The sequence below is a fragment of the Pseudolysinimonas sp. genome, assembly GCF_051954455.1.
Taxonomy (GTDB): Bacteria; Actinomycetota; Actinomycetes; order Actinomycetales; family Microbacteriaceae; genus Pseudolysinimonas.
The window spans coordinates 51,344-74,678 of record NZ_JBQCHS010000034.1 but is presented as its reverse complement, the minus strand read 5'-3'; the positions used below and the strand labels follow the sequence as shown (position 1 = coordinate 74,678).

The 23,335-nt window shown below is 74.0% G+C and carries 22 protein-coding genes; 9 read left to right on the top strand and 13 right to left on the bottom strand.

What is annotated here, in order from left to right:
* Positions 1–12: 12 nt before the first annotated feature.
* On the bottom strand, positions 13–1,455 hold the full coding sequence (locus ACTHM3_RS14935) for an MATE family efflux transporter (protein ID WP_440407130.1): 1,443 nt from the start codon (positions 1,453–1,455) through the stop codon (positions 13–15).
* The gene (locus ACTHM3_RS14930) at positions 1,452–1,904 is read right to left on the bottom strand and encodes a MarR family winged helix-turn-helix transcriptional regulator (RefSeq protein WP_440407128.1); all 453 of its coding nucleotides are present in this window, start codon (positions 1,902–1,904) and stop codon (positions 1,452–1,454) included. The genes ACTHM3_RS14935 and ACTHM3_RS14930 overlap by 4 nt, the downstream gene beginning before the upstream one ends.
* Before the next feature lie 218 nt (positions 1,905–2,122).
* On the opposite strand from ACTHM3_RS14930, the gene ACTHM3_RS14925 reads away from it, so the two are divergent.
* Genes ACTHM3_RS14925 through ACTHM3_RS14915 form a run of 3 tightly spaced genes read left to right on the top strand, consistent with a single transcriptional unit; the run spans position 2,123 to position 6,634 of the window.
* Positions 2,123–3,073, top strand: coding sequence for an AAA family ATPase (locus ACTHM3_RS14925; protein WP_440407201.1), 951 nt, complete (start codon positions 2,123–2,125; stop codon positions 3,071–3,073).
* Positions 3,073–4,386, top strand: a complete 1,314-nt coding sequence (locus tag ACTHM3_RS14920; protein WP_440407127.1) for a DUF58 domain-containing protein — start codon at positions 3,073–3,075, stop codon at positions 4,384–4,386. Before ACTHM3_RS14925 ends, ACTHM3_RS14920 begins: the two co-directional genes overlap by 1 nt.
* A complete protein-coding gene (locus ACTHM3_RS14915) occupies positions 4,373–6,634 on the top strand; it encodes a transglutaminase TgpA family protein (protein ID WP_440407126.1) in 2,262 nt (753 codons plus the stop codon). Before ACTHM3_RS14920 ends, ACTHM3_RS14915 begins: the two co-directional genes overlap by 14 nt.
* Positions 6,635–6,647: 13 nt before the next feature.
* On the opposite strand, the gene ACTHM3_RS14910 is transcribed toward ACTHM3_RS14915, so the two are convergent.
* Genes ACTHM3_RS14910 through ACTHM3_RS14900 form a run of 3 tightly spaced genes read right to left on the bottom strand, consistent with a single transcriptional unit; the run spans position 6,648 to position 9,420 of the window.
* On the bottom strand, positions 6,648–7,442 hold the full coding sequence (locus ACTHM3_RS14910) for an ABC transporter ATP-binding protein (protein WP_440407125.1): 795 nt from the start codon (positions 7,440–7,442) through the stop codon (positions 6,648–6,650).
* On the bottom strand, positions 7,439–8,446 hold the full coding sequence (locus ACTHM3_RS14905; protein ID WP_440407123.1) for a putative F420-0 ABC transporter permease subunit: 1,008 nt from the start codon (positions 8,444–8,446) through the stop codon (positions 7,439–7,441). The genes ACTHM3_RS14910 and ACTHM3_RS14905 overlap by 4 nt, the downstream gene beginning before the upstream one ends.
* Positions 8,443–9,420: a putative F420-0 ABC transporter substrate-binding protein gene (locus ACTHM3_RS14900; protein ID WP_440407121.1), complete on the bottom strand. Its 978-nt coding sequence runs from the start codon at positions 9,418–9,420 to the stop codon at positions 8,443–8,445. Before ACTHM3_RS14900 ends, ACTHM3_RS14905 begins: the two co-directional genes overlap by 4 nt.
* Positions 9,421–9,570: 150 nt before the next feature.
* Here ACTHM3_RS14900 and cofC point away from each other — a divergent pair, with 150 nt between their 5' ends.
* On the top strand, positions 9,571–10,149 hold the full coding sequence (gene cofC, locus ACTHM3_RS14895; protein WP_440407119.1) for a 2-phospho-L-lactate guanylyltransferase: 579 nt from the start codon (positions 9,571–9,573) through the stop codon (positions 10,147–10,149).
* 17 nt (positions 10,150–10,166) lie between these two features.
* Here the strand turns inward: cofC and ACTHM3_RS14890 are convergent, their stop codons facing one another.
* Positions 10,167–10,742 carry a GNAT family N-acetyltransferase gene (locus ACTHM3_RS14890; protein WP_440407118.1) on the bottom strand — a complete coding sequence of 192 codons (576 nt, stop codon included), beginning with the start codon at positions 10,740–10,742 and terminating at the stop codon, positions 10,167–10,169.
* Complete coding sequence (gene cofD / locus ACTHM3_RS14885) at positions 10,739–11,725, bottom strand: 2-phospho-L-lactate transferase (RefSeq protein ID WP_440407116.1); 987 nt, start codon at positions 11,723–11,725, stop codon at positions 10,739–10,741. The genes ACTHM3_RS14890 and cofD overlap by 4 nt, the downstream gene beginning before the upstream one ends.
* A 19-nt stretch (positions 11,726–11,744) precedes the next feature.
* Here cofD and ACTHM3_RS14880 point away from each other — a divergent pair, with 19 nt between their 5' ends.
* From ACTHM3_RS14880 to mutM, 4 genes are read left to right on the top strand one after another with little or no spacing between them, the layout of a single operon-like run.
* A complete protein-coding gene (locus ACTHM3_RS14880) occupies positions 11,745–12,266 on the top strand; it encodes a YceD family protein (protein ID WP_440407114.1) in 522 nt (173 codons plus the stop codon).
* 54 nt (positions 12,267–12,320) lie between these two features.
* Entirely contained in the window at positions 12,321–12,524 is a 204-nt protein-coding gene (gene rpmF, locus ACTHM3_RS14875; protein WP_440407113.1) for a 50S ribosomal protein L32, read from the top strand.
* 46 nt (positions 12,525–12,570) lie between these two features.
* Complete coding sequence (gene rnc / locus ACTHM3_RS14870) at positions 12,571–13,248, top strand: ribonuclease III (RefSeq protein WP_440407199.1); 678 nt, start codon at positions 12,571–12,573, stop codon at positions 13,246–13,248.
* 6 nt (positions 13,249–13,254) lie between these two features.
* On the top strand, positions 13,255–14,151 hold the full coding sequence (gene mutM, locus ACTHM3_RS14865) for a bifunctional DNA-formamidopyrimidine glycosylase/DNA-(apurinic or apyrimidinic site) lyase (protein WP_440407111.1): 897 nt from the start codon (positions 13,255–13,257) through the stop codon (positions 14,149–14,151).
* 6 nt (positions 14,152–14,157) lie between these two features.
* Here mutM and ACTHM3_RS14860 read toward each other — a convergent pair whose 3' ends face one another.
* From ACTHM3_RS14860 to ACTHM3_RS14835, 6 genes are read right to left on the bottom strand one after another with little or no spacing between them, the layout of a single operon-like run.
* Complete coding sequence (locus ACTHM3_RS14860) at positions 14,158–14,997, bottom strand: class I SAM-dependent methyltransferase (RefSeq protein WP_440407109.1); 840 nt, start codon at positions 14,995–14,997, stop codon at positions 14,158–14,160.
* Complete coding sequence (locus tag ACTHM3_RS14855) at positions 14,994–16,058, bottom strand: GNAT family N-acetyltransferase (RefSeq protein WP_440407107.1); 1,065 nt, start codon at positions 16,056–16,058, stop codon at positions 14,994–14,996. Before ACTHM3_RS14855 ends, ACTHM3_RS14860 begins: the two co-directional genes overlap by 4 nt.
* A 60-nt stretch (positions 16,059–16,118) precedes the next feature.
* A complete protein-coding gene (locus tag ACTHM3_RS14850) occupies positions 16,119–16,739 on the bottom strand; it encodes a response regulator (RefSeq protein WP_440407105.1) in 621 nt (206 codons plus the stop codon).
* Positions 16,736–17,854: a sensor histidine kinase gene (locus ACTHM3_RS14845; RefSeq protein WP_440407104.1), complete on the bottom strand. Its 1,119-nt coding sequence runs from the start codon at positions 17,852–17,854 to the stop codon at positions 16,736–16,738. Before ACTHM3_RS14845 ends, ACTHM3_RS14850 begins: the two co-directional genes overlap by 4 nt.
* Positions 17,855–17,888: 34 nt before the next feature.
* Entirely contained in the window at positions 17,889–18,632 is a 744-nt protein-coding gene (locus tag ACTHM3_RS14840) for an ABC transporter permease (protein ID WP_440407103.1), read from the bottom strand.
* Entirely contained in the window at positions 18,629–19,549 is a 921-nt protein-coding gene (locus tag ACTHM3_RS14835; RefSeq protein WP_440407101.1) for an ATP-binding cassette domain-containing protein, read from the bottom strand. Before ACTHM3_RS14835 ends, ACTHM3_RS14840 begins: the two co-directional genes overlap by 4 nt.
* A gap of 253 nt (positions 19,550–19,802) precedes the next feature.
* On the opposite strand from ACTHM3_RS14835, the gene smc reads away from it, so the two are divergent.
* Positions 19,803–23,333 (top strand): chromosome segregation protein SMC, encoded by a 3,531-nt coding sequence (gene smc, locus ACTHM3_RS14830; protein ID WP_440407098.1) that lies wholly within the window; start codon positions 19,803–19,805, stop codon positions 23,331–23,333.
* Positions 23,334–23,335: the final 2 nt, after the last annotated feature.

Here is a 23,335-nt window from a genome sequence, read left to right as displayed (position 1 = left end):
CTCTCCTCGAGGTCAGGCCTCGACCATCGCGAGGGCCTGCGACGCCTCGTCGTCGCTCGCGATCCGTCGCGTCGGTCGCTCGATCGACCACAGCACGAGCCCGACGACCAGCACGATCGCCTCGGTCACCGCCATCGCCCAGATCAGGCCGGTCATGCCGAACACCAGATTCGCCCCGATGACGATCGGGATGAAGAGCAGACCCTGCGCGAACGACATGATCGTCGTCGCGCGACCGGCGCCGATGCCCTGGAAGACCGCGATGATCAGGCCGGTGAAGCCGTTGAAGATCGTCGAGACGAGCTGCGCGGTGAGGATGAGCACCCCGACCCGCAGGACCTCAGCGTCGGAGCTGAACAACCCGAACACCTCTCCGCGGAGCAGGAACACCGCCCCGGAGAACACCAGCGTGAAGGCCGCGACCGTGATCGCAGCGGCGCGGACACCGCGGCGCAGGCGCTCCCGATTGCGCGCTCCGAAGCTGTAGGCGATCAGCGGCAGCACACCGAGAGTCACCCCCATGCACAGGAACTCGGGCAGCTGCACGATGCGCTGGGAGACGCCGAACGCGGCGATCACGCTGTCGGAGTACGCGACGGCGAGGTGGTTGAGCAGGAGCGACGACACCAGCAGGAACGAGCTCATGACGAGCTCCGAGGAGCCGATCGCGAAGACCTCCCGGACGATCGAGGCGCGCAGCGAGAACCAGCGCGGGGCCAGGCTGATGCCGTTGCCGCTCCGGCGCTGGAGGAAGCGCGCGTAATAGGCGACCGCGACGGCGTTCGAGAGCACGAGCGCGAGTCCGGCGCCGAAGACGCCCATTCCCAACACGAGGATGAAGAGCACGTCGAAGACGAGATTCGCGACGGTCGACCAGATGAGGCCGAACATCGAGGCGCGAGTGGCTCCCTCGGCCCGCACGACCTGCTCGATCGCGAAGGCGACGACGAGGATCGGCGCACCGGCGAACTGGATGCCGATGTAGGCGGAGGTCGCTCCGGTGGCGGAGGCGTCGGCGCCGAGCGCGGCGGTGATCGGGCCGAGCAAGAGCAGGCACACGACGCCGATGACCACGCCGGCACCGACGGCGCCCCACACGGTGAAGGCGGCGTAGCGGCGGATGTCGTCACGGATCCGGTCGGACGTCGCGGAGTCCGCGCCGTCCAGGGACCCCATGAGCCGCGAGATCGCCGTGCTGCCGCCGACTCCGAACACGCCGCCGACGGCCATGATGAGGGCGAAGACGGGCACGCCGAAGGTGATGGCGCTCAGCAGCGCGGTCGAGTGCAGGGCGCCGATGAATCCGGCGTTGATCACGCTGTAGACGCCGCCGACCGTCACGGCGGCGATCATGGGCAGGGCGAGGTGCGCGAGCGCGCGCCAGATGCCCGCCGTCGCGAGGTACCAGCGGTCGCTCCGCGCCTCCGGCGCGGAGGGCTCGGTCAGGGCGGTCATGCGTTCCTCTTCTCGTTCTCGAGGGTGTCGAGGTGGTCGTCGACGGCGGTCAGCAGACGAACGAGAGTCGCGCGGTCCTCCGAGGTGAGGGGGGCGGTCATCTGGCGCTTGAACTCGTCCAGCACCTCGTCGAAGCCGCTCGTGAGGCCGCGGCCCTTCGGCAGCACGCGCAGCAGCTTCGACCGCGCGTCGGCGGGGTCGGCGGTGCGCTCGAGGTAACCTCCGCGCTCGAGCCCGCCGATGAGGCTCGACACGCTCGCCGGGGTGGTCCCGAAGGTCTCGGCGATCTGTCGCGCGGTGATGCCCTCGTGCTCGTGGGCCTCGATGTATCCGAGCGTTCGTGCCTGCGGTCCGGTGAGCCCGGTGTTCCGGATCAGTCGCTCCGTGGCGGTGCGGGACCTGCCGAGGATCCGGAACATGAGCGCCCAGACGTCGTCGCTGTCATTCATAGTTTGAAACCTAACTATCAAGTGTCTAATAGTCAAGAACCTAACTAATGGACGCCCGCGCCCTGCTCCGCCCGTTTTCGTCCCATGACCCAGCCGACCGGCACGGCCCCGTGGCAGAATCCCTCGGAATGGACGCGATGGATGCGCACGATCTGACGGCGACGGAGCCGGAGGACGACACCGGGGCGCCGCGCGCGCTCGCCCCCGCCGAGTTCCTGATGGATGCGCGGGCGGTCATGGCCGCGATCGAGACCGTCATCGACGGCAAGCGCGAGGCCGTCGAGGTCGCGACCACGGTCCTCCTCGCCGAGGGCCACCTGCTCGTGGAGGACGTGCCGGGCGTCGGCAAGACGATGCTCGCCCGGGCGCTCGCCCGCTCGGTCGACTGCACCGTCTCGCGCGTGCAGTTCACGCCCGACCTGCTGCCGGCCGACATCACGGGGGTGAGCGTCTACGACCAGGGCGAGCGCCACTTCGAGTTCAAGCCCGGCCCGGTGTTCGCGAACATCGTGATCGGCGACGAGATCAACCGGGCGTCGCCGAAGACGCAGTCCGCGCTCCTCGAGTCGATGGAGGAGCGCCAGGTCTCGGTCGACGGCCGGAGCTACCGGCTGCCCGATCCGTTCACGGTCGTCGCGACGCAGAACCCGGTCGAGATGGAGGGCACCTACGCCCTGCCCGAGGCGCAGCGCGACCGGTTCATGGCCCGCATCTCGATGGGCTACCCCGACCCGGCAAACGAGGTCGCGATGCTGCGCACCCGCGAGTCGGGCAGCCCGATCGACCGGCTCCAGCCCGTCGTCTCGCACGACCGGCTGCGGCGGATGATCGAGACCGTCCGGCAGGTCTTCGTGAGCCCCGCGGTGGAGCAGTACGCGGTCGCGATCGCCTCGGCGACCCGGACGGATCGCGAGCTGCGGCTCGGCGCGAGCCCGCGGGCGACGCTCCAACTCGTCCGCGCCGCCAAGGCGCGCGCGGCCCTCGACGGCCGCGACTTCGTGCTGCCCGACGACCTCGACGCGCTCGCCGTCGCCGTGCTGGCGCATCGCATGATGCCGGCGCGCGCCTCCGTCGGATCCGGCGCGTTCGGCGCCGGGCACGTCGCCGACATCACCGCCCGCATCGTGGCCGCGACCCCGGTGCCCCTCGGAGCCGCCGGGACCGCCTGATGGCTCGACGCGATCCGGACGACGCCGACGCGCCCGCGCCCCGCGGGCTGCGGCGCACCGCCCGGATGCGCTTCACCGGCCGCGGCTGGGTGACGCTCGCGCTGGGCGTCGTCATCGCGGTGCTGGCCTACCCGCTCGGCCGACCCGAGTTCCTCGTCGCCGGGGTCGCCGGCATCCTGCTCCCGCTCGTCGGTCGGTTCGTCGCCCGGGTGCGCCGCCCGCGCTTCGAGGTCCTCCGGGTGTTCTCGCCGCCGGTGGTCGCCGCGGGCGGCACCGTGCGGGTCGGGATCCGGATCCGCAACGCGGGCGCGACGACCAGCACGGACCTGGTCTGGAACGACGCGATCCCGTGGCCCGCCTCCGCGCCGCCCCATCGCCTGGGACCCATCCCGGCGACCGGGACCGCGGCCCGGATCGTGACGGCCGAGTACGAGCTCGCCCCGCCGCGTCGCGGCGTCTATGGGATCGGGCCCCTCGTCGTCGAGAACCAGGATCCGTTCGGGATGGCGGCGTCGGTGGCGGCCGTGGGGGTGCAGGACCGGCTCGTCGTCATCCCTGCCGTCGGCGATCTCCCGTCGGGCGGCCCGGTGCTCGCCGACGGTGAGGGCGCCGCGCAGCTCGTGCAGCGGCGCGCGACGGGCAACGACGACGATCTGACGACTCGCGAGTACCGCCCGGGAGATGCGCTGCGCCGTGTGCACTGGCGGGCCTCCGCGCGGCACGGCGAGCTCATGGTGCGCCAGGAGGAGCATCGCAGCCACCCCGACGCCCGGCTCGTCGTCGACACGCGGCTCGGCGGCTATCCGGATGCGCGCCCGGACGCCGGGGAGACCTGGGACTCGTCGAGCAGCTCCGAGGCGTTCGAGTGGGTCGTGCGGATGACCGCCTCGCTCGGCATGCACCTGGAGGCGAACGGGTTCCAGGTCACGGTCGAGGAGACCGCGCTGCCGCAGATCGACGCGCTCGGCGAGCGCTGGGAGGGCGGGCGCCGGGCCGAGGGCTTCCTGACGAGTCTCGCGGCGGTCCGGCTGCTCGAGCGTCCGGTCGCCGAGCTCGCCGGCGCCGTCCCCGACACGAGCGGCCCGCTGTTCGCCCTCGTCGGCGACCCGGAGGATGCCACGATCGAGTGGCTGCTGCGCCGTCGCCGTGGCGCCGACCTCGCGGTCGCGTTCACGGTCGACGCCCGCGAGGAGGTGCTCGATCGCCTCGCCGACGCCGGGTGGACGGTCGTGCCCGTCGCCGCGGGCGCGGAGCCGGGCGATGCGTGGCGCGCGATCTCGGCCGTGACGGAGGCGACGCATGGCGCTCACTGAGACCCGGCGGCCGCTCTCCGATCCGAGGCGCGCCCCGACGCAGCGCCGCCGTCGTCCCGCGCGCCCCCGCGGCGAGCTCACCGCGACCGTCCTGTTCGGGCTCGCGCTCCTGAGCGCCTACGCCGGGCTCCACCCCCTCCTGCAGGACCTGTCGTGGTTCGCGGCCGGGGCGGTGTTCGTGGTGCTCGTGCTCGCCAGCGCGACGATCACCCGGAGGATCGCGCGCCCCGCCTGGCTGCCGACGGTCGTCGCCGCGGCGGTCGCGCTGCTCGGCCTCACCGCCGGATACGCGGCCGACAAGGCGCTGCTCGGCGTCATCCCGACCCCGGACGTCATCGGCCGGTTCGGCCGACTCGCCGACCTGGCCTGGCTGTCGATCGCCGAGCAGGCGCTGCCCGCGACACCGGAGCTCGGGATCGTCTTCCTGCTCGCGCTCCTCGTCGCGGGGTGCGCACTGTTCGGCGACCTCGTGCTGCGACGCGCCCCGGCGCTCACCGCGATCCCGCTCCTCGCGCTCCTCGCGGTGCCCGTCGCGGTGCGGGCCGGCGTCGCCGACGCGCTCTGGTACGTCGTGACCGCCGTGCTCTACCTCGCGCTGATCCGGCGGGGGAGCCGGATCGCGGCGCTGCCCTCGACGCTCGCGACCGCCGCGGCCGTCGTGCTCGGATCCCTCGTGATCCCCAGCCTGCTGCCCGCGGTGACCCCCGCGGAGCAGACCGGCGGAACCGGCATCGACGGCGCCATCAACCCGCTCGTCAACCTCGGCGACGATCTGCGGCGCGGGACGGCGGTGACCGCGCTCACCTACTCCACCAGCTCGGGCGAGGCGGTGTACCTGCGGCTCGCGACGCTCGACCGCTTCGACGGGCGGCAGTGGTCGCCCTCCGACGTCGCGCCGCCGCGACAGAACACGGTGAACCGGTTCCCGGCCCCGGCGGGGCTGCTCCCGGTCGTCGAGCGCACCTCGCTCACCGCCGACGTGCGGGTGGGGGGCGTGACCGGCCGATGGCTGCCGGTGCCGTACCCCGCCTCCCGGGTCAGCGGGCTCCAGGGCGACTGGCGCTACGTCGACGGCGGCCTGTCGGTGCGCAGCCAGGACACGAGCGCCGGCGGCCAGAAGTACCGCGTCGGCTTCGTCGACGTGCAGCCCGACCTCACGCAGCTGCGCGCCTCCGACCTGGCCGAGGCGCAGCGGGTCGGCGACCTCTCCCTGCCGCCCGGCATGCCGGCTGTGATCGCGCAGACCGCCACGGAGGTGACCTCGGGCGCGACGACGGAGTACGACAAGGCGCTCGCGCTGCAGAACTGGTTCCAGAGCACCGGAGGCTTCACCTACTCGGAGACCGCGCCGGTCGAGCAGGGCTACGACGGCACCGGGGCGCAGATCATCGCCGAGTTCCTCCGCAAGAAGGAGGGCTACTGCGTGCACTTCGCCTCGTCGATGGCGGTCATGGCGCGCACGCTCGGCATCCCGGCGCGCATGGTGGTCGGATTCCAGCCCGGCTCGCCGACGACCGTCGACGGCAAGTCCGTCTACACGGTGAGTTCGCACGACCTGCACGCGTGGCCGGAGCTCTACTTCTCCGGCATCGGGTGGCTGCGTTTCGAGCCGACGCCCGGCCGGGGGGAGCTGCCCGTCTACTCGCAGCCCGCGGCGGTCGACGATGCGATCGCCCAGGGCGCGACGGGCGGCGAGCAGACCACCGCGCCGAACCCGACCGCGAGCACGGGCGGCAAGGAGCTCAACGACCCGACCTCGGTGGCCTCCGGCGCGGCGACCGCGGGCGACGCCTCCGCGGCGCGGGGTGCCGGCCCGGCCCCCTGGATCGGGCTCGGCGTCCTCGTCGTCATCGTCGCGCTGGTGCTCGGCCCGTTCACGACCCGTCGCCTGGTCCGCGCGCGACGCGAGCGGGCCATCGCCCGGGGGCGGGATCCGGCCGCGAACGCGTGGGCGGAGGTGCGCGACACCGCGCGCGACCACGGCTGGATGGCCCCGGAGTCGGAGACCGCGCGCGACTTCGCGGAGCGGCTCGTGACCGTGCTGCCCGCGTCGCGCGACGCGATCGGCGAGCTCTGCGGCCATGTCGAGCAGAGCGCGTACGCCCGGACGCCCCGCCCGATCTCCCTGGACGAGCTGCGCGCCGTGCGCCGCTCGATCGCGGCGACGAGCCGCGGGCGCGACGCCGTGCGCGCCGTCCTGCTGCCGGCCTCGCTGTTCGCGCGGCTTCCCGGTCACTCCGACGAGTGAGAACGGGCTCGACTCAGGCCCGGCGCCCCAGGACCAGCATCGGCCGCCCGGTCACCGGGTTCTCGGTCCACCTGGCCGTGACCCTGTAGACCTCGCGGATCAGCTCCGAGGTCAGGGTCTCGCGGGCCGGGCCGTTCGCGACGACCCGGCCGCTCGCGATGACGACCACGGCATCCGCCTGATCGGCCGCGAGGGTGAGATCGTGCAGCGCCGTCACGACGGTCATGCCCCGATCGGCATGTTCGCGGAGGAGCGCGAGCAGTTCGAACTGTGCGGCCACGTCGAGGTGGTTGGTCGGCTCGTCGAGGAGCAGGAGCCGCGGTTGCTGCGCCAGCGCCCGAGCGAGCATGACGCGCTGCCGCTCGCCGCCCGAGAGCGAGGCGAACCGGCGCTCGGCGAACGCCTCGACGCGCGCCGCGGCGAGCGCCCCGTCGATCGCCGTCGCGGCGTTCGGGTCGCGCCCGCCCCAGCGCGGCTCGTACGGGGTACGGCCGAGGGAGACCACGTCGTGCACGTCGAGCGGGAGGTCGGTGGTCGCGTCCTGCTCCACGAACGCGACGCGCTGCGCCCGCTCGCGGCGACCGAGCGATCGCAGGTCGTCGCCCCGGAACCGGATCGCGCCGGCGGACGGCTTCTCCACTCCCGCGATCGCACGGAGGATCGTCGACTTGCCGGCGCCGTTCGGCCCGAGGATCGCGGTGACCGCCGCCCGCGGTGCGCTGAACGCGGCCCCGTGCACGAGCTCGTGCCGCCCCGCCCGCACGACGAGCCCCTCGACCTCGAGACCGGTCGCCGACCCGCCCGTCACGACTGCGCCTTCCGCCGCGCCAGCAGGATCGCGAACACCGGCGCCCCGATGAGCGCCGTCACGATGCCGACGGGCAGCTCCCGGGGGGCGAGCACGGTGCGCGCGGCCGTGTCGGCCCAGACCAGGTAGATCGCCCCGACGAGCGCGGAGAGCGGCAGGAGCACGCGGTGCCGCGGTCCGGCGATGAGGCGCACGGCGTGGGGGAGCACGAGTCCGACGAAGCCGATCGAGCCGCTCACGCTCACCAGGACGCCGGTCAGCACGGCCGTCGAGCCGAGCAGCCCCCAGCGTGCGCCCGTCACGTTCACGCCGAGCGACGCGGCCATCCGGTCGCCGAACGCGAACGCGTCGAGCACCCGGCCGGTCGTCATGAGCGGGATGCCGATGACGACGATCCCGCCGACCGCGATCGCGACCTGCGGCCAGCGCGCCCCGGCGAGCGAGCCGAGCAGCCAGTTGAGCACGTCCTGGTAGGCGTCGCCGCGCGCGGTCCAGAAGACGACGAAGCTCGTGAGCGCGCTCCCGAGCGCGGAGACCGCGACCCCCGCCAGCACGGTCCGGCTCGGCGTGAGCCGGCCGAGCGCGCCCGCCAGCCCGAGGGTGATGGCGAGGGCCGCCAGGGCGCCGAGGAACGCCGCGAGCGGCAGCAGGAGCGACACCCCGAGCAGCAGCACGCTCACCGCGCCGAACGACGCCCCCGACGACAGGCCGAGCAGGTACGGGTCGGCGAGCTGGTTGGCGGTGAGGGCCTGCATGATCGCGCCGACGAGCGCCAGACCGGCGCCGACCGCCGCGGCCGTCAGCACGCGGGGGAGACGGAGCTGCCACACGATCCCGTCGTCGAGCGCGCCGAGGGGGCTGCGCCCGATCCCGAGATGCGCGAGCACGGAGCGCGCGACCTCGCCGATCGCGAGCCCCGACGAGCCGATCGTCGTCGCGACCGCGATCGACGCCAGCAGCAGCGCGCCGAGCACCACCGCCGCGACGACCGCGCGTGCGCTCACTTCGCGAGGTTCAGCTTCTGCAGCTGCGCCGCGACGGAGGCGGCGGCGTCGACACTGCGGACGCCCGCCTCGCCCTCGGGGAACGGGATCGTGATGTACCGGTGGTTCTTCACCGCGGGCAGCGCGGCGGTCGCCGGGTCGCTCTCGAGCTTGGCGATCTTGGCGGCCGCGGTGTTCCAGTCGGCGTCGACGAGGACGATCACGTCCGGGTCGTCGGCGACCACCGACTCCCAGCCGAGCGTGGTCCAGGTCTGCTTCTGATCGGCCGCCACGTTGCGCAGGCCCGCCGTCTCGAGCACGAGCTCGGGGGCGCCGGTGCCGCCGCCGACGTAGGGCGTGTCGTCGCCGGAGGAGTACCAGAGCGCCGTGAGGCCGCGGGAGTCGCGCGGGATCGCGGCGAGCTCGGCCCGCTGCCGCGCGACGAGACGATCGGCGGTCGACTCGACGCCGAAGATGCGGCCCGCCTCGCGGATCTCGCGGAATACCTCGGAGAAGCTCAGCTTCGCGACCGGCGTGGAGCGGCACGCGGCCGGCTGCACGTAGCTGGCCACGCCGAGGCCCGCCAGCTCGGAGCGCGTGCCGGCCTGGTCGGCGGAGAACGCCGACTCCCACCCGGAGTAGACGAGGTCGGGCTTCTTCGCGAGCACCGATTCCTCGCTCGGCATGAAGTCGGAGAGCGAGGGCACCGTCTTCATGGCGGCGGACCATCGCGCCGGCACCGGACCGTCCTGGTAGGCGGTGCCGACGATCCGGTCGCCGACGCCGAGCGCGAGCATCATCTCCGTCGAGGTCGACTTGATCGCGACGACCCGCTGCGGGGGGTGGTCGAACGTCACGGTGGTATCGCAGTTGGTGAGGCTCAGGTGCTCGGCGCTCGCCGAGGCGGTGGGCGGCGCGGCGGCCGCGCTCGAGCAGCCGGCGAGGAGGCCGACCGCGGCGACGGCGGCGAGGAGGGGCAGCGGACGGATGCGCATGGGTCTCCGGGTGACGAGATGCGGACGCGGACCGCGCGAGACGCGGGAGGGCCGGACCGGGGCAGAGCGCCCCCGTGCACCCGGCGAGACCCGCCGGAGGACCGGCTCCAGCGTAGCGAGCCGCGCCGCCGAGTGCGTACGCTCGTGCGCGTGTGGACCCTCATCGTCCCGGTGAAGCCCGCCGACATCGGCAAGTCGCGACTCGGCGCGGAGCCGGGCCTCGTCCGCGCGATCGCGCTCGACACGATCGACGCCGCGCTCGCGACGCCCCGCGTCGGCCGCGTGCTCGTCGTCACCTCGGATCGCACCCTCGCGACGGAGGCCGAGATCGTCGCCGAGGTCGCCCCGCGCGGACTGCGCGCCGCGATCGCCACAGGGCTCGCGACGGCCGGCCACGACGCGCCCCGCGCGGTGCTGCTGGGCGACCTGCCGGCGCTCCGCCCCGAGGACCTCGAGGAGGCCCTGCGTCGCGCCGCAGCGGTCCCGACCGGGTTCGTCGCCGACCGCGAGGGCACCGGCACGACGCTCGTGACCGCGCAGGCGGGCATCGAGCTGCGGCACGCGTTCGGCCCGGAGTCCGCCCGCCGGCACCGGGAGCTCGCGCTCGCCGAGCTCGTGCTGCCGGCGGGCAGCACCGTGCCCCTCGACGTCGACACCCCCGAGCAGCTCGCCGCGACCGCCGGCCTCGGCCCGCGGACGGCGGCGGAGCTGGCGGCGGCCGCCGCGTAGACCGCCGGCCGGGTCTCTCAGCGCTCGAGCGTCACCCAGCGCTCGTCGAGCGCGTAGCCGCAGCGCTCGTTCATGCGGATGCTCGCCTCGTTCAGCGCGGATCCCCCGGTGCCGAGGCGGACGGCACCGTCGTCGATCGCCGCCAGCATGGCCGCGGCCTTGACCGCGACCGCGAGCCCGCGTCGCCGCCGGTCCGGCGCGACGGCGGTGAACTCGGTCTCGGCCGCGTCGCCGAGCCGTCGCATCGCCGTCATCGCGACGACGCGGTCGCCCTCGGTCGCCCCGGTGATGCGGACACCGCGGACCCGCAGGGAGGCGATGGCCGCTCGGTGGATGGCCGGGTGCGGCGTCGCCGCCGACTGCGGGTAGTCGCCACGGGTGATCTCGTCGAGCGCCGCGATCGCGTCGTCGTGCTGCCGGCCGAGCTCGTCGATCGCCGCGGTCGAGGCGCTCAGGAGCGCACGGAGCCGCTCGACGAGCGCGCCGTCCACGACGGCGTGCGCGCCCCACGAGCGCGCGACCACCCGCCAGCCGTGGGCGAGCAGATCCGTCGTCCGCGGGTCGTCCTCCCGGAGCACGACCGGGTCCGTCATCCTCGGGTCGACCCGCTCGCCGCCAGTCCCAGGGCCGCGCGGACGATCGCGACCGACGACGCATCGTCGCGCATCCGCAGGGGGAGCGCCCGGGTGCGGATGCCGTCCGCCTCGAGCCCGGCGGCCGACGCCGCGTCCACCTCGTCGACGAGCCAGCCGTCGAGGAGCCCGCCGGCCGAGCGCGGGCCGTAGTGCCGGGCCACCGCCGCCGCGTCGGTCGCGACGCCGATCGCGCTGAGGCAGGCGTCGGCCATGCCGCGCACGACCGCGCCGCCGATGATCCCGGCGACGCCGATCACGGGCGCAGGGGTCGTCGCCACCGCGTCGCGGATGCCGGGGATGCCGAGGATCGTGCCGATCGAGACGACCGGGTTCGACGGGGCGAGCAGCACGACGTCCGCGTCGCGGATCGCCTCCAGCACGCCGGGCGCCGGCCGCGACGCCTCGACGCCGGTCTGCACGAACGCGCGCGCCGGCGCCGCGGCGCGGAGCCGCGTCCACCACTCCTCGAAGTGCAGCTCGCCGTCGTCGGTCACGACGTGGGTCTCGACCTCGTCGTCGGTCGCCGGCAGCAGCTCGATCGACGCGGCGCCGGCCCCGAGCGGCCAGCGGGCGGTGATCCGCCGCGTCGCCTCGCTGAGCGGCAGGCCGTCGTGGAGGAACGCCGTGCGGGCGATGTGGGTGCCGAGGTCCAGGTCGCCGAGGGTGAACCACGGCCAGCCGACGCCGAACGCCGCCAGCTCCTCGGAGACCCGCATCGTCTCCCCGGCCCGGCCCCAGCCGCGCTCCTCGTCGTTCACGCCCGCGAGCGCGTAGGCGATCGTGTCGAGGTCCGGCGCAATCCGCAGGCCCGCCAGCCACATGTCGTCGCCGGTGTTCACGACGGCCGTGATCTCCGACGGCTCGCCGTCGCGCAGCGCCGCGCGCACGCCCTTCAGGAACCTCGAACCGCCGACTCCGCCCGCCAGCACCGTCACCCTCACCCGAGTACCCTTGCACGACGTGTCCGCCCGCAACCCGTACGACCTCGCCGTCCACGACCTCGTGCACCGGCCGGGGGAGATGCGCGAGCGCACGCTCTCCTTCCCGGCGCCCGAACAGCTGGGCGAGGGCGCGGCCCACGTCGACGCCGGCACCCCGCTCGAGATCGACGTCCGCCTCGAGGGTCTGCACGAGGGGATCCTCGTGACGGCCGACGTGCACACGACCGCGAGCGGCGAGTGCGTGCGGTGCCTCGACCCCGTCTCGCTCCCCGTCGAAGTCGATTTCCAGGAGCTTTTCGCGTATTCTCCTGACGAAGCTGTCGACTTCGCGGTTCGAGACGACCACGTGGATCTCGAACCCGTCGTGCGGGATGCGGTGGTGCTGTCGCTGCCGTTCCAGCCGGTCTGCCGGCCGGACTGCCCGGGTCTCGACCCCGCCACGGGGGAGAAGCTCGCGAGTCCGGCGGAGGACCAGCCGCCCGCGCCCGACCCGCGCTGGGCGGCGCTCGAGGGCTTCCGCACGGACCACCCGGGCGAGTAGCACCAGGACCCCAGCCTTCCGGCCGCCGAGGCCGAGCACAGAGAAGAGATCACCATGGCCGTTCCCAAGCGCAAGCAGTCGCGCTCGAACACCCGCTCGCGCCGCTCGCAGTGGAAGGCCGAGCTCCCGAAGCTCGTCAAGTCGGTCGAGAACGGCCGGACCGTCTACAGCCTCCCGCACCGCGCCAAGGTCGTCGAGGACTCCGCCGGCACGCCCCTGTACCTGGAGTACAAGGGCCGCAAGGTCGCCGACGTCTAGTCCCGAGACCACGGGGGCGGCGACCGCGGTCGACGCGCACCGGGGCCTGCTGGACCAGCTGCGGGTCGAGATCGCTCCCGACCTGCTCGAGCTCGCGCTCACGCACCGATCGTTCGCGTACGAGAACGGCGGCATCGGGCACAACGAGCGCCTCGAGTTCCTCGGCGACGCGATCCTCGGGCAGGCCGTGACGGTCAAGCTGTACCGCGACAACCCCGAGCTCGACGAGGGCGACCTCGCGAAGCGCCGGGCGTCGCTCGTGTCGTCGGTCGCGCTCGCCGACATCGCCGGCCGGATCGGGCTCGGCGCGCACATCCGCCTCGGCAAGGGCGAGGAGATGACCGGGGGCCGCGAGAAGGCGTCGATCCTCGCCGATGCGCTCGAGGCCGTGATCGGCGCCGCCTACCTGTCGGCCGGGGGCGACGATGCGACGGGTCTCGTGCTGCGTCTCGTGGAGCCGCTGCTGCAGGAGCCGGAGCGCTTCGGCGCGGCGATGGATCCGAAGACGAGCCTGCAGGAGCTGGCCGCCCGCATGGGCCGCGGTCTCCCCGTCTACACGGTGACCGACTCCGGCCCGGACCACTCGAAGCGCTTCCACGCCGACGTCGCGCTCGGCACCGGGCCGACGATCGCCGGCGGCGAGGGCACGAGCAAGAAGACGGCGGAGATGCAGGCCGCGCTCGCCGCGTGGGGCCTGCTGCAGAGCCGGTCGAAGAAGGCCTAGACCCGCGTGCCCGAGCTCCCCGAGGTCGAGGTCGTCCGCGCGGGCCTCGAACCCGCCGTCACGGGCGCGACCGTGCGACGCGTCGAGGTGCTCGACGCGCGTTCGCTCCGGCGCCACGACGGGCCGTCCGAGGACTTCGTCCAGCGGCTGACCGGCGCGCGTCTCGCCGCCCCGAAGCGTCGCGGCAAGTTCCTCTGGGTACCGCTCGACGGCTCCGACGAGGTGCTCGGCGTGCACCTCGGGATGTCGGGGCAGGTCCTGCTGCGTTCGCCCGACCACGCGCGTGACCGCCTCACGCGCGTCGTGCTCGACCTCGACTCCCCGCTCGGCACCGGTGACGGCCGGCCCGGCCCGCTGCGCGTCGACTTCGTCGACCAGCGCATCTTCGGCTCCATGGTGATCGACGGCCTCGTGCCGGCGCCCGACCGCCCGGAGCAGCGCATCCCGTCGCAGGTCGCCCACATCGCCCGTGATCCGCTCGATCCGCTGTTCGACGATCGCCGCTTCCTCGACGCCCTGCGCCGCAAGCGCACCACCATCAAGCGGGCTCTGCTCGACCAGACGCTGATCAGCGGCATCGGCAACATCTACGCCGACGAGGCGCTGTGGGCGGCGCGCCTCCACTACGACCAGCCGACCGAGACGCTGTCGCGCCCGCGCGCGGCGACCCTGCTCGCCGAGGTGCGCCTCGTGCTCGGCAAGGCGCTCCGCGAGGGCGGCACGAGCTTCGACGCGCAGTACGTCAACGTCAACGGGGCGTCGGGATACTTCTCCCACTCGCTGAACGCCTACGGGCAGCAGGGGGAGCCGTGCCCGCGCTGCGGGACGCCGATCGTGCGGGAGACGTTCATGAACCGCGGGTCGCACTTCTGCCCGCGCTGCCAGCGCATCCGCGCGCGCTGATCGAGGTCACGGGGCGGCGGGCTTCACCGCCTGCAGCGTGAAGCTCAGCGGCAGCCGCTCCGGCCGCTCCCGCAGACGCCACTCGCCGGGCGCGTCGTCCGGCTCCATGAGCTCGGGGATCGCGCACCACGGTGCGCTCCGGTGCTCCACGAGGCCGGTCGGCGTCATCCCGCTCGCCAGCACCGCTGTCACGATCTCGCCGAGACCGTGGTTCCACTCGGCGGTGCGGGTGGCGGTCAGCGGGCGATCGGCATCGACGTAGGTGCCGTCCTGGTCCCACACCATCGGCTCCGGCATCTCGAAGTAGGGGTACTCGAGCTCGAGCCGCTCGGGGTGCTCCTCGCCGACCGCCAGGAGCACGGGATGCCCGTCGCGGATGAACAGGCGTCCGCCCGGCCGGAGCAGGGCCGCGACCGTCGCCGCCCACCGTGCGACCGAGGGCAGCCAGCAGATCGCGCCGACGCTGACGTAGACGAGGTCGAACCGCCCGGCGCCGAGCGCGTCCACCGCGCCGTACACGTCGGACTCGACGTAGGGGATGTCCGCTCCGGCCGACGCCGCGAGCTCGCGCGCGACCCGCAGCGAGGTCGGCGACAGGTCGAGCCCCGTCATCCGCGCCCCGAGCCGCGCGAGCGAGAGCGTGTCGGTGCCGATGTGGCACTGCAGGTGCACCGCGTCGAGCCCGGCGACGTCGCCGAGGAGCGGACGGTCGAAGGAGACGACGTCCGAGATCGCGCGCGGATCGTCGCGATAGCGTGCCAGGTCGTACCCCGCGGAGGCGGCGTGGACCTCGGCGCGGTCGTCCCAGTTGGCGCGGTTGAGCGCGAGGTAGTCGACGTCGGTCACGTCAGGTCCTTCCGCCAGGCGCCCTCGTATCCGATCGGGACGAAGCCGAGGGCCTCGTTGACGTCGAGCATGTGCCGGTTCTCCTCGGCGTTCCAGGTGATGACCGACGGGCGGCCCGGCATCCGCTCCTCGAGCGCCTGGAGATTGACGATCTTGAGGAGCATGCCGAGCCGGTGGCCGCGGTCCTCGCGACGGACGATGGTGTCCCACTGGAACGCCGGCCGGGTCGGGTCGTCGTGCACACGCAGCCGGGTCATCCCGGCGAGCCGGCCGGTCGCCACGTGCTCGACGGCGCTCGTCAGCATGGTGGTGGGGGAGTCGGCCAGGCGTCGGTCGTTGTCCAGGATGCGGTCGGCGTCCCAGCTCTCGGCGGGCTCCTCGAGGCCCGCGCTCGGGGCGTCGGTCGTCATCCGCTCCATGAGCTGCGCCATCCCACCGCGCAGCGGCTCCGGCGTGAAGCCCGTCCAGGTGTGGATCCGGTAGCCGTCCGATCGCGTCTCGGCGTCGGCGCGGAGACGGGCGAGGCGATCGGCGTCCGCGGGGAGGGCGAAGCGGCTGCAGCGCTCCACCTGCTCGAGGCGCCACCCGCGGTCGAGCAGGAAGCGCGTCCCGCGGGCGTCGCGGGGGACGGAGCCGAAGCCGGTCGGCGGGGCGAGGCGCTCGCCGGGCGCCTCCGAGGCCGCCGCCCAGGTCACCGCACGCGACCAGCCCTGTCGCGTCGCCAGCTCGAGGAGCCGCGCGTGCAGCAGGGAGCCGATGCCGCGGCCCTGCGCCGCGGGCAGCACCTGCACGAAGCTGCTCGCCTTGTCGGGCGCCTCGTTCGGCGTCCAGGCGGCGAGCCGACCGACGACGCGCCCGCCGTCGACGGCGGCGAACAGGTGCTTGACCTGCTCCGGGTCGTGCCAGTGGGGCAGGACCTCCTCGGCCGATTCGGCGAGCTCCGGCGTGCCGTAGGCGGCCACCTCCACGGCCGAGCTCACCTCGCAGACGGCGGCGAACAGCTCCCATCCCTCGGCGCCCGGGGCGGCCGGGATCGGCACCTCGACGATCCGGACGGGCATCGTCCGTCTCCTTCCGCCGCCCTCGCACGGCGCGGGGCAGCCGGCCAGCCTAGCCCGGGGTCAGCCGAGGAGCCAGCCGTTCTCCGCCGCGATGCGGACGGCCTCGGCGGCATTGCGCGCGTTCGTCTTGCCGATCGCGGAGGAGACGTGGTTGCGGACGGTGCCCTCGGAGAGGTGCAGGCGCCGGGCGACCTCCGTCGCCGTGCCGTCGTCGCGGAGGGCGAGCAGCACGTCGGTCTCCCGCCGGCTGAGCGGCGAGGGGCCGGAGGCGAGCGACTCGGCCGCGAGGGCGGGGTCCACGACGCGGAGCCCGGCCGCGACCCGGCGGACGGCCGCCGCCAGCTCGTCGGACGGGGTGTCCTTGACGACGAACCCGGCGGCGCCGGCCTCGAGCGCGAGGCGCAGGTAACCGGGACGTCCGAACGTCGTCACGATGAGGGCGCGGCAGGCGGGATACCCGGCCGCGAGCGCGCGGGCGGCCGCGATCCCGTCCAGCCCCGGCATCTCGACGTCGAGGAGCGCGACGTCGGCGCGTCGGTCGCGGGCGGCGCCCACGACCTCGTCGCCGCGGCCGACCTCCGCCACGACCTCGATGTCGTCCTCGAGGTTCAGCAGCGACGCGAGCGCGCCCCGGACGAGCGCCTGATCGTCGGCGACGAGAACGCGGATCGGGTCGCTCATGCCGCGACCTCGAGGGCGAATCCGCCGTCGGCGCGCGGGCCGCTGCGGAGTCGCGCCCCGGCCGCCTCGGCGCGCTCGCGGAGGTTGCGCAGCCCGTTGCCGCCCGTGCCGGTCGAGAGGGCCGACCCGTCGTCGCGCACCATGACCCGCTTGGCGCTCAGCTCGATCCAGCACTCCCGCGCGGCGGAGTGCCGGATGACGTTCGTGACCCCCTCGCGCACGACCCAGCCGAAGAGCGGGCGCAGCTCATGGCGCACGACCGCGGCGTCGTCGGGGAGGTGCGCCGCGATCCCGGCCGCCGCGAGCGCCGTGCGCGCGGATGCCAGCTCGGCCTCGAGGTCGACGTCGCGGTAGCCGGCGACGGCGGCCCGCAGATCGGCGAGCCCCTCGCGCGCGAGCCGCTCGATGTCGGCGATCTCGGCCTCCGCCTTCTCCGGGTCGCGGCCGACGAGCTTGCGGGCCAGCTCCGACTTGACCGTCACGACCGTCAGCGAATGCCCGAGCGAATCGTGGAGGTCGCGGGCGAGGCGGGCGCGCTCCTCGCTGACCGCGAGGCGGGCGACCTCCTCCTGCGCCTCGCGCAGCTGGGCGTTGCGCTGCACCAGCCGGCCGAAGCCGATCATGCCGATGCCGACGGTGAGCGTCACGTAGGGGGCGACGGCGACCGAGTCGGCCCAACCGGTGCTCCACGCGATGAGCAGCTGCGCGCCGACGATCGCGGCGAGCAGCACGAACGAGGCGACCCGCGGGATCCAGGTGAACCCGATCATGACGACGATGAGCGTCCAGATCCAGATCGCGGTCGGCCCGAGGACCGGGAACTCGACGCAGGTGAGCGCCCAGTAGGCGACGATCCCGGCGACGCGGATCGGAGCGCGCTCGTGCCAGAGGACCGGCGGCAGGACGACGTAGAGGGCGTACAGCACGACGAGCACCGCCGTCGCCAGCACGCGGAATCCGACCGACCCCGCGGGCGCGAACCAGATGCTGCCGACCTCGAGGGTCTGGTAGATCAGGCCGAAGATCGAGCCCCCGTACCAGCGACGGGCGCCGGGTGATGACAGCCGGGCGACGAGCCCCGGCCGCGCGGCGGGCGCGGCCGGGGTGATCGTCATGGTGCTCAAGGCTAGGGCTCCGTGCGGCGCCGGATCACGCCCGGGCCGCGTCGCGCCGGTAGCGCCAGACGATGAGCGCGCCGAGCGCGAAGCTCCAGACGACGAGCACGATCGCGGGGGTCATCGCGTCGCCCGAGCCGAGCGCCCCCATCTGGCCCAGCTTGTTGAGCCAGTACGACGGGACCACCTGCGCCACGTTCGAGACCCAGGCCGGCATGATCTGCAGCGGCACCCACAGGCCGCCGAGGATCGCCATCCCGAAGAACACGACCATGAACAGCGGCTGCGCGAACTCGGGCTTGGCGAACTGCCCGATGAGGATCGCGATGAGCGCGAACGGCACGATCCCGAGCCAGAGCGCCACGCCCGCGAGCGCCCAGTCGCCGGCCGGCAGCGAGGTGTGGAGCACGGCCATCGAGACCCCGAACACCAGGGCGATCGAGATCGCGGCGACCGCGAGCGCGGAGGCGACCTTCGTGACGAGGTAACCGGCACCGCTCAACGGCGTGATGCGCAGCTGGCGGTTCCAGCCGAGCGAGCGCTCGTTCACGATCGTGAACGCCTGCCCGAGCGCCGACATCATCGCGCCGTAGCCGGCCATCTGCACGGTCGTGACGACGAGCCACGGCAGGTGCGTCGTGTGGTCGACGCTGCCGTTGCCGCCGTAGGCGCCGCCGAAGATCAGCAGCATCACGACGGGCAGGGCGAACGTGAAGACGAGGTTGCGCACGTTCCGGAGCTGGCGCAGGACCTCGAGGGCGACGTAGCGGATTCTCATCGGACGGCTCCTTCGAGCTCGGAGGACTGGGTGAGGGCGAGGAAGGCGTCGTCCATCGTGCGCGAGAGCACCTCGACGTCGTGGGCGGCGGGGTAGTGGGCGAGCACGGCGCGGAGCGTCGCGTCGGAGTCGGCGGTGCGGATGCTGACGCGCTCGCCGCGGCTCTCCACCTCGGTCACGCCCGGCAGCGTCGCGAGCGCGTCGTGGAGACCGGCCGGAAGGCCGTCGAGCGAGAAGCTGACGACGCGTCCCGAGACCACCGACTTCACCTCGGCGGGCGTGCCGTCGGCGACGACCCGGCCGTGCGCGAGGATCACGATGCGGTCGGCGAAGGAGTCCGCCTCCTCGAGGTAGTGGGTGGCGAACACCACGGTGCGCCCCTCGTCGGTGAAGGCGCGCATCGACTCCCAGAAGACGTGCCGGGCCTCGACGTCCATCGCGGCGGTCGGCTCGTCGAGGATCAGCAGGTCGGGGTTCGAGACGACGGCGACCGCGAACCGCGCCCGCTGCATCTGGCCCCCCGACAGCTTCGCCACCCGTTGTTTGGCGATGTCGGTGACCCGCGCCCGCTCCATCGCCTCGTCGACGGGGAGCGGGTGGCGGTGCGCCGCGGCGACGAGCTCGATGCTCTGGCGGACGGTGAGGGTCGGCAGGAGGGCGCCGCCCTGGAGCATCGCGCCGACACGGCCGGCGACGATCGCGGACCGCGGGGTCCCGCCGAACAGTTCGGCCGTCCCCTCGTCCGGATTCGAGAGACCGAGGGCGAGGTCGATCGTGGTGGACTTGCCGGCGCCGTTCGGGCCGAGAAGGGCCACGACCTCGCCGCGGCCGATCTCGAGCGAGACGCCGTCGACGGCGGTGAGCTGGCCGAAGCGCTTGCGGAGTCCGCGGAGCGCGATGGCGGGGGTGTCGTTCATGTCCACCACGATGCCGGGGCTGCGGGACCCGCTCGTAGGGCCCCCGTCACGATCCGACCGTGACGTTTGTCACGCCCCCGCGACGTCCCCTGCCCCTCGACCGACGCCCCCACCCCCTCGAGTCGTGCGAAACCGCCGGTCGGGGCGGCCGGCACCCGCGGTTTCGCACGATTCGACGGGGCGCGGGAGGGCGCGGCGGCGGGAGGCGCGGGGCCGGGTACCCTGAACCGACGCTTCGGACGAGAGGGCGCGCGTGTACCTGAAGAGCCTGACCCTCAAGGGGTTCAAGTCCTTCGCGCAGCCGACCACGTTCGCGTTCGAGCCCGGGGTGACGTGCGTCGTCGGGCCGAACGGATCGGGCAAGTCGAACGTCGTCGACGCACTCGCCTGGGTGATGGGCGAGCAGGGCGCCAAGACCCTCCGCGGCGGCAAGATGGAGGACGTCATCTTCGCCGGCACGGCGACGCGCGGTCCGCTCGGCCGGGCCGAGGTGATCCTCACGATCGACAACGCCGACGGCGCCCTCCCGATCGAGTACAGCGAGGTCACGATCTCGCGCACCCTGTTCCGCAACGGCGGCAGCGAGTACGCGATCAACGGATCCCAGGTCCGGCTGCTCGACGTGCAGGAGCTGCTCTCCGACTCCGGCCTCGGGCGCGAGATGCACGTCATCGTCGGGCAGGGGCAGCTCGACCAGGTGCTGCACGCGACCCCCGAGGAGCGCCGCGGGTTCATCGAGGAGGCGGCCGGCATCCTCAAGCACCGCCGCCGCAAGGAGCGCACGCTCCGCAAGCTCGACGCGATGCAGGCGAACCTGACCCGGCTCTCCGACCTGGCGGGCGAGATCCGGCGGCAGCTGAAGCCGCTCGGCCAGCAGGCCGAGATCGCCCGCGAGGCGCAGACCATCGCGGCGATCGTGCGCGACGCGCGCGCCCGGCTCCTCGCCGACGAGGTCGTCGAGCTGCGCGCCGCGATCACCAACGTCAGCCGCTCGGAGTCGGAGCGCAAGACCCAGCGCCTCGTGCTGCAGGAGCAGCTCGACCAGTCGCGCCTGCGGCAGGAGCGCCTCGAGGCGTCGATGACCGGCGATGCCGTGGACGACGCCCGCCGCGTCGCGTTCGGGCTCGAACAGGTGCAGGACCGCCTCCGCTCGCTCTACACGCTCGCCAACCAGCGCCTCACCCTGCTCGCGCAGCAGGCGGAGCTGCCCGGCATGTCGGCGACCGTGTCGCCTCGCATGGTCGAGGACGCGCGCGAGGAGGCCGTTCGTCTTCAGGGCGGCGTGACGCAGGCCGAGGCCGCCCTCGGCGCCGGCAGCGCCGCCACGGCGACCGCGCGGGCGGCCCTCGACGCCCTCGACGAGGAGATCAGCGCGCAGAGCGCCCTCGTCTCCCAGCACGACCTCGAGCAGGGCCGGCTGACCGGTGCGGTCGACGCCGCGGAGTCGCGCGCCGCCGCGACCCGCGGCGAGCTCGACCGCCAGCGCGCCGCCCTCGAGGCCTCGGAGGCCCGACGCGAGCAGGCCCGCCTCGAGCTGCTCGAGGTGGAGGACGACGGCTCCGGGGTCGACGCGGACGTCGACCTGAACGAGGCCGCCGCCGCGGCGGAGGCGGCGGTGCGCGCGCTGCAGGCCGAGGTCGAGACCCTGCGCGACGAGCTGCACACCGCCGAGCGGGAGCGCGACGCCCTCGCGGCCCGCACCGGCGCGCTCGCCCTCGCCCTCGACCAGCGGGACGGGTCCTCGACGATCGTCGGGGCGACCGGCATCCGCGGGCTGGTCGCCGAGCACCTGACCGTCCGGCCCGGCTTTGAGGCGGCCGTCGCGGCGGCGCTCGGGTCGCTGGCCGAGGCGGTGCTCGCCGACTCCCGTGAGGCAGGCCTCGCCGCGCTCGGGCAGGCGCGTGACTCCGACGCCGGGCGGGTCGAGATCGTCGTCGCCGATGCGTCCGACGCCGCACCGACCACTGCGCTCCCGCCGGGCGTCGAGGCGGCGGCCGACCTCGTCGACGCCCCCTCCGGCATCCGCGGGCTCCTCGCCGGCATCGTCGTCGCCGACGACCTCGACGCCGCGCGCGCCGCCTGGCCGCGGCTGGCCCCCGGATCCACGGTCGTGACGCGCGACGGCGACGTGCTCACCGAGCACGTCCTCCGCGGCGGGTCGGGCGGCGGCCGCAGCCGACTCGAGCTCGTCGCCGAGCGCGACGCCGCCCAGGCCCGGCTCGTCGAGGTGACGACGCAGATCGAGCGGCAGCGGTTCGCCCTCGCCGAGAAGCGCGAGGCGCTCGACACGGCGCAGATCGATCAGGCGCAGGCGGTGGCCGCGCTCAAGGCCTTCGATGCGGCTCTCGCGCAGCGCAGCGAGGCGCTGGGCCGCTCGCGGGTCGCCCTGGAGGCGGCGACCGCCGAGGGCGAGCGCCTCGCCCAGGCGGTCCGCGCCCTCGAGGAGTCGGTGGCCGAGGTCGACGCGGCTGTGGCCCAGGCGGTCGCCGCCCGCGACGCGCACGCGGCGACGCCCCGGCCGATCCTCGACGTCTCGGCGCGCGACGGCCTGCTCGCGGAGCTGGAGGCCGCGCGGGCGGCCGAGGTCCAGGCCCGCGTCGAGCTGGAGACGGCGCGCGAGCGGGTGCGCGCGCAGGTCGCGCAGGCCGAGGCGCTGCAGCGCCAGCTCGAGGCGGAGCGCACCGCCGCCGAGGAGGCGGCGAGGCTCGCGGTGCTGCGCCAGCACCAGGTGGCGGCCGCCGAGGACGTGGTCGCGGCGCTGCCGGCGGTGCTCGACGTCGCCGACCGGTCGCTCGCCGAGGCCCGGGTGCGGCTCGCCGCCGCCGAGGCGGAGCGCGCGAAGCAGAACGAGGAGCTCGTCGAGCTGCGCCGCACCGAGGCCGGCCTCCGCGACCGGCTCGGCGCGCTCAACGACGACGTGCACGGGCTCGAGATGCAGGCCTACGAGAAGAAGCTGCACCTCTCGACGCTGCTGGAGCGCGCGGCGGAGGAGCTGGGGCTCGTCGAGGACGTGCTCGTCGCGGAGTACGGCCCCGAGGTCCCGGTTCCGCTCGACGTCGCCTCGGGTGACGAGGTCGCTGAGGGTGGAGAACCTGCGACCGAGCCCTTCGACCGCGCGAAGCAGCAGGCCCGCCTCGCCCGCGCCGAGCGCACGTACCAGCGGCTCGGCCGGGTGAACCCGCTCGCGCTCGAGGAGTTCGCGGCGCTCGAGCAGCGGCACAAGTTCCTCACCGAGCAGCTCGAGGACCTCACCGACACCCGCAAGGACCTGCTGACGATCATCGAGGAGATCGACGGCAAGATGCAGGACATCTTCGCCGGCGCCTTCGCCGACACCCGCGACGCGTTCGACCGGGTGTTCCCGATCCTCTTCCCGGGCGGCTCCGGCTCCCTCACCCTGACCGATCCGGACAACATGCTCACGACGGGCATCGAGGTCGCGGTCAAGCCGGCCGGCAAGAAGATCGAGCGGCTGTCGCTCCTCTCCGGCGGCGAGCGCTCGCTCGCGGCGGTGGCCCTGCTGTTCGCGATCTTCGAGGCGCGCCCGAGCCCGTTCTACATCATGGACGAGGTGGAGGCGGCGCTCGACGACGCCAACCTCGGCCGGCTGCTGCAGGTGATGGAGGGGCTCCGCGACAGCGCGCAGCTCATCGTCATCACGCACCAGAAGCGCACGATGGAGATCGCCGACGCGCTCTACGGCGTCTCGATGCGCCAGGACGGCGTCAGCGCGGTCGTCGGGCAGCGGGTCGCCGCCCGCGACGCGGAGCCCGCGAGCGTCTAGTT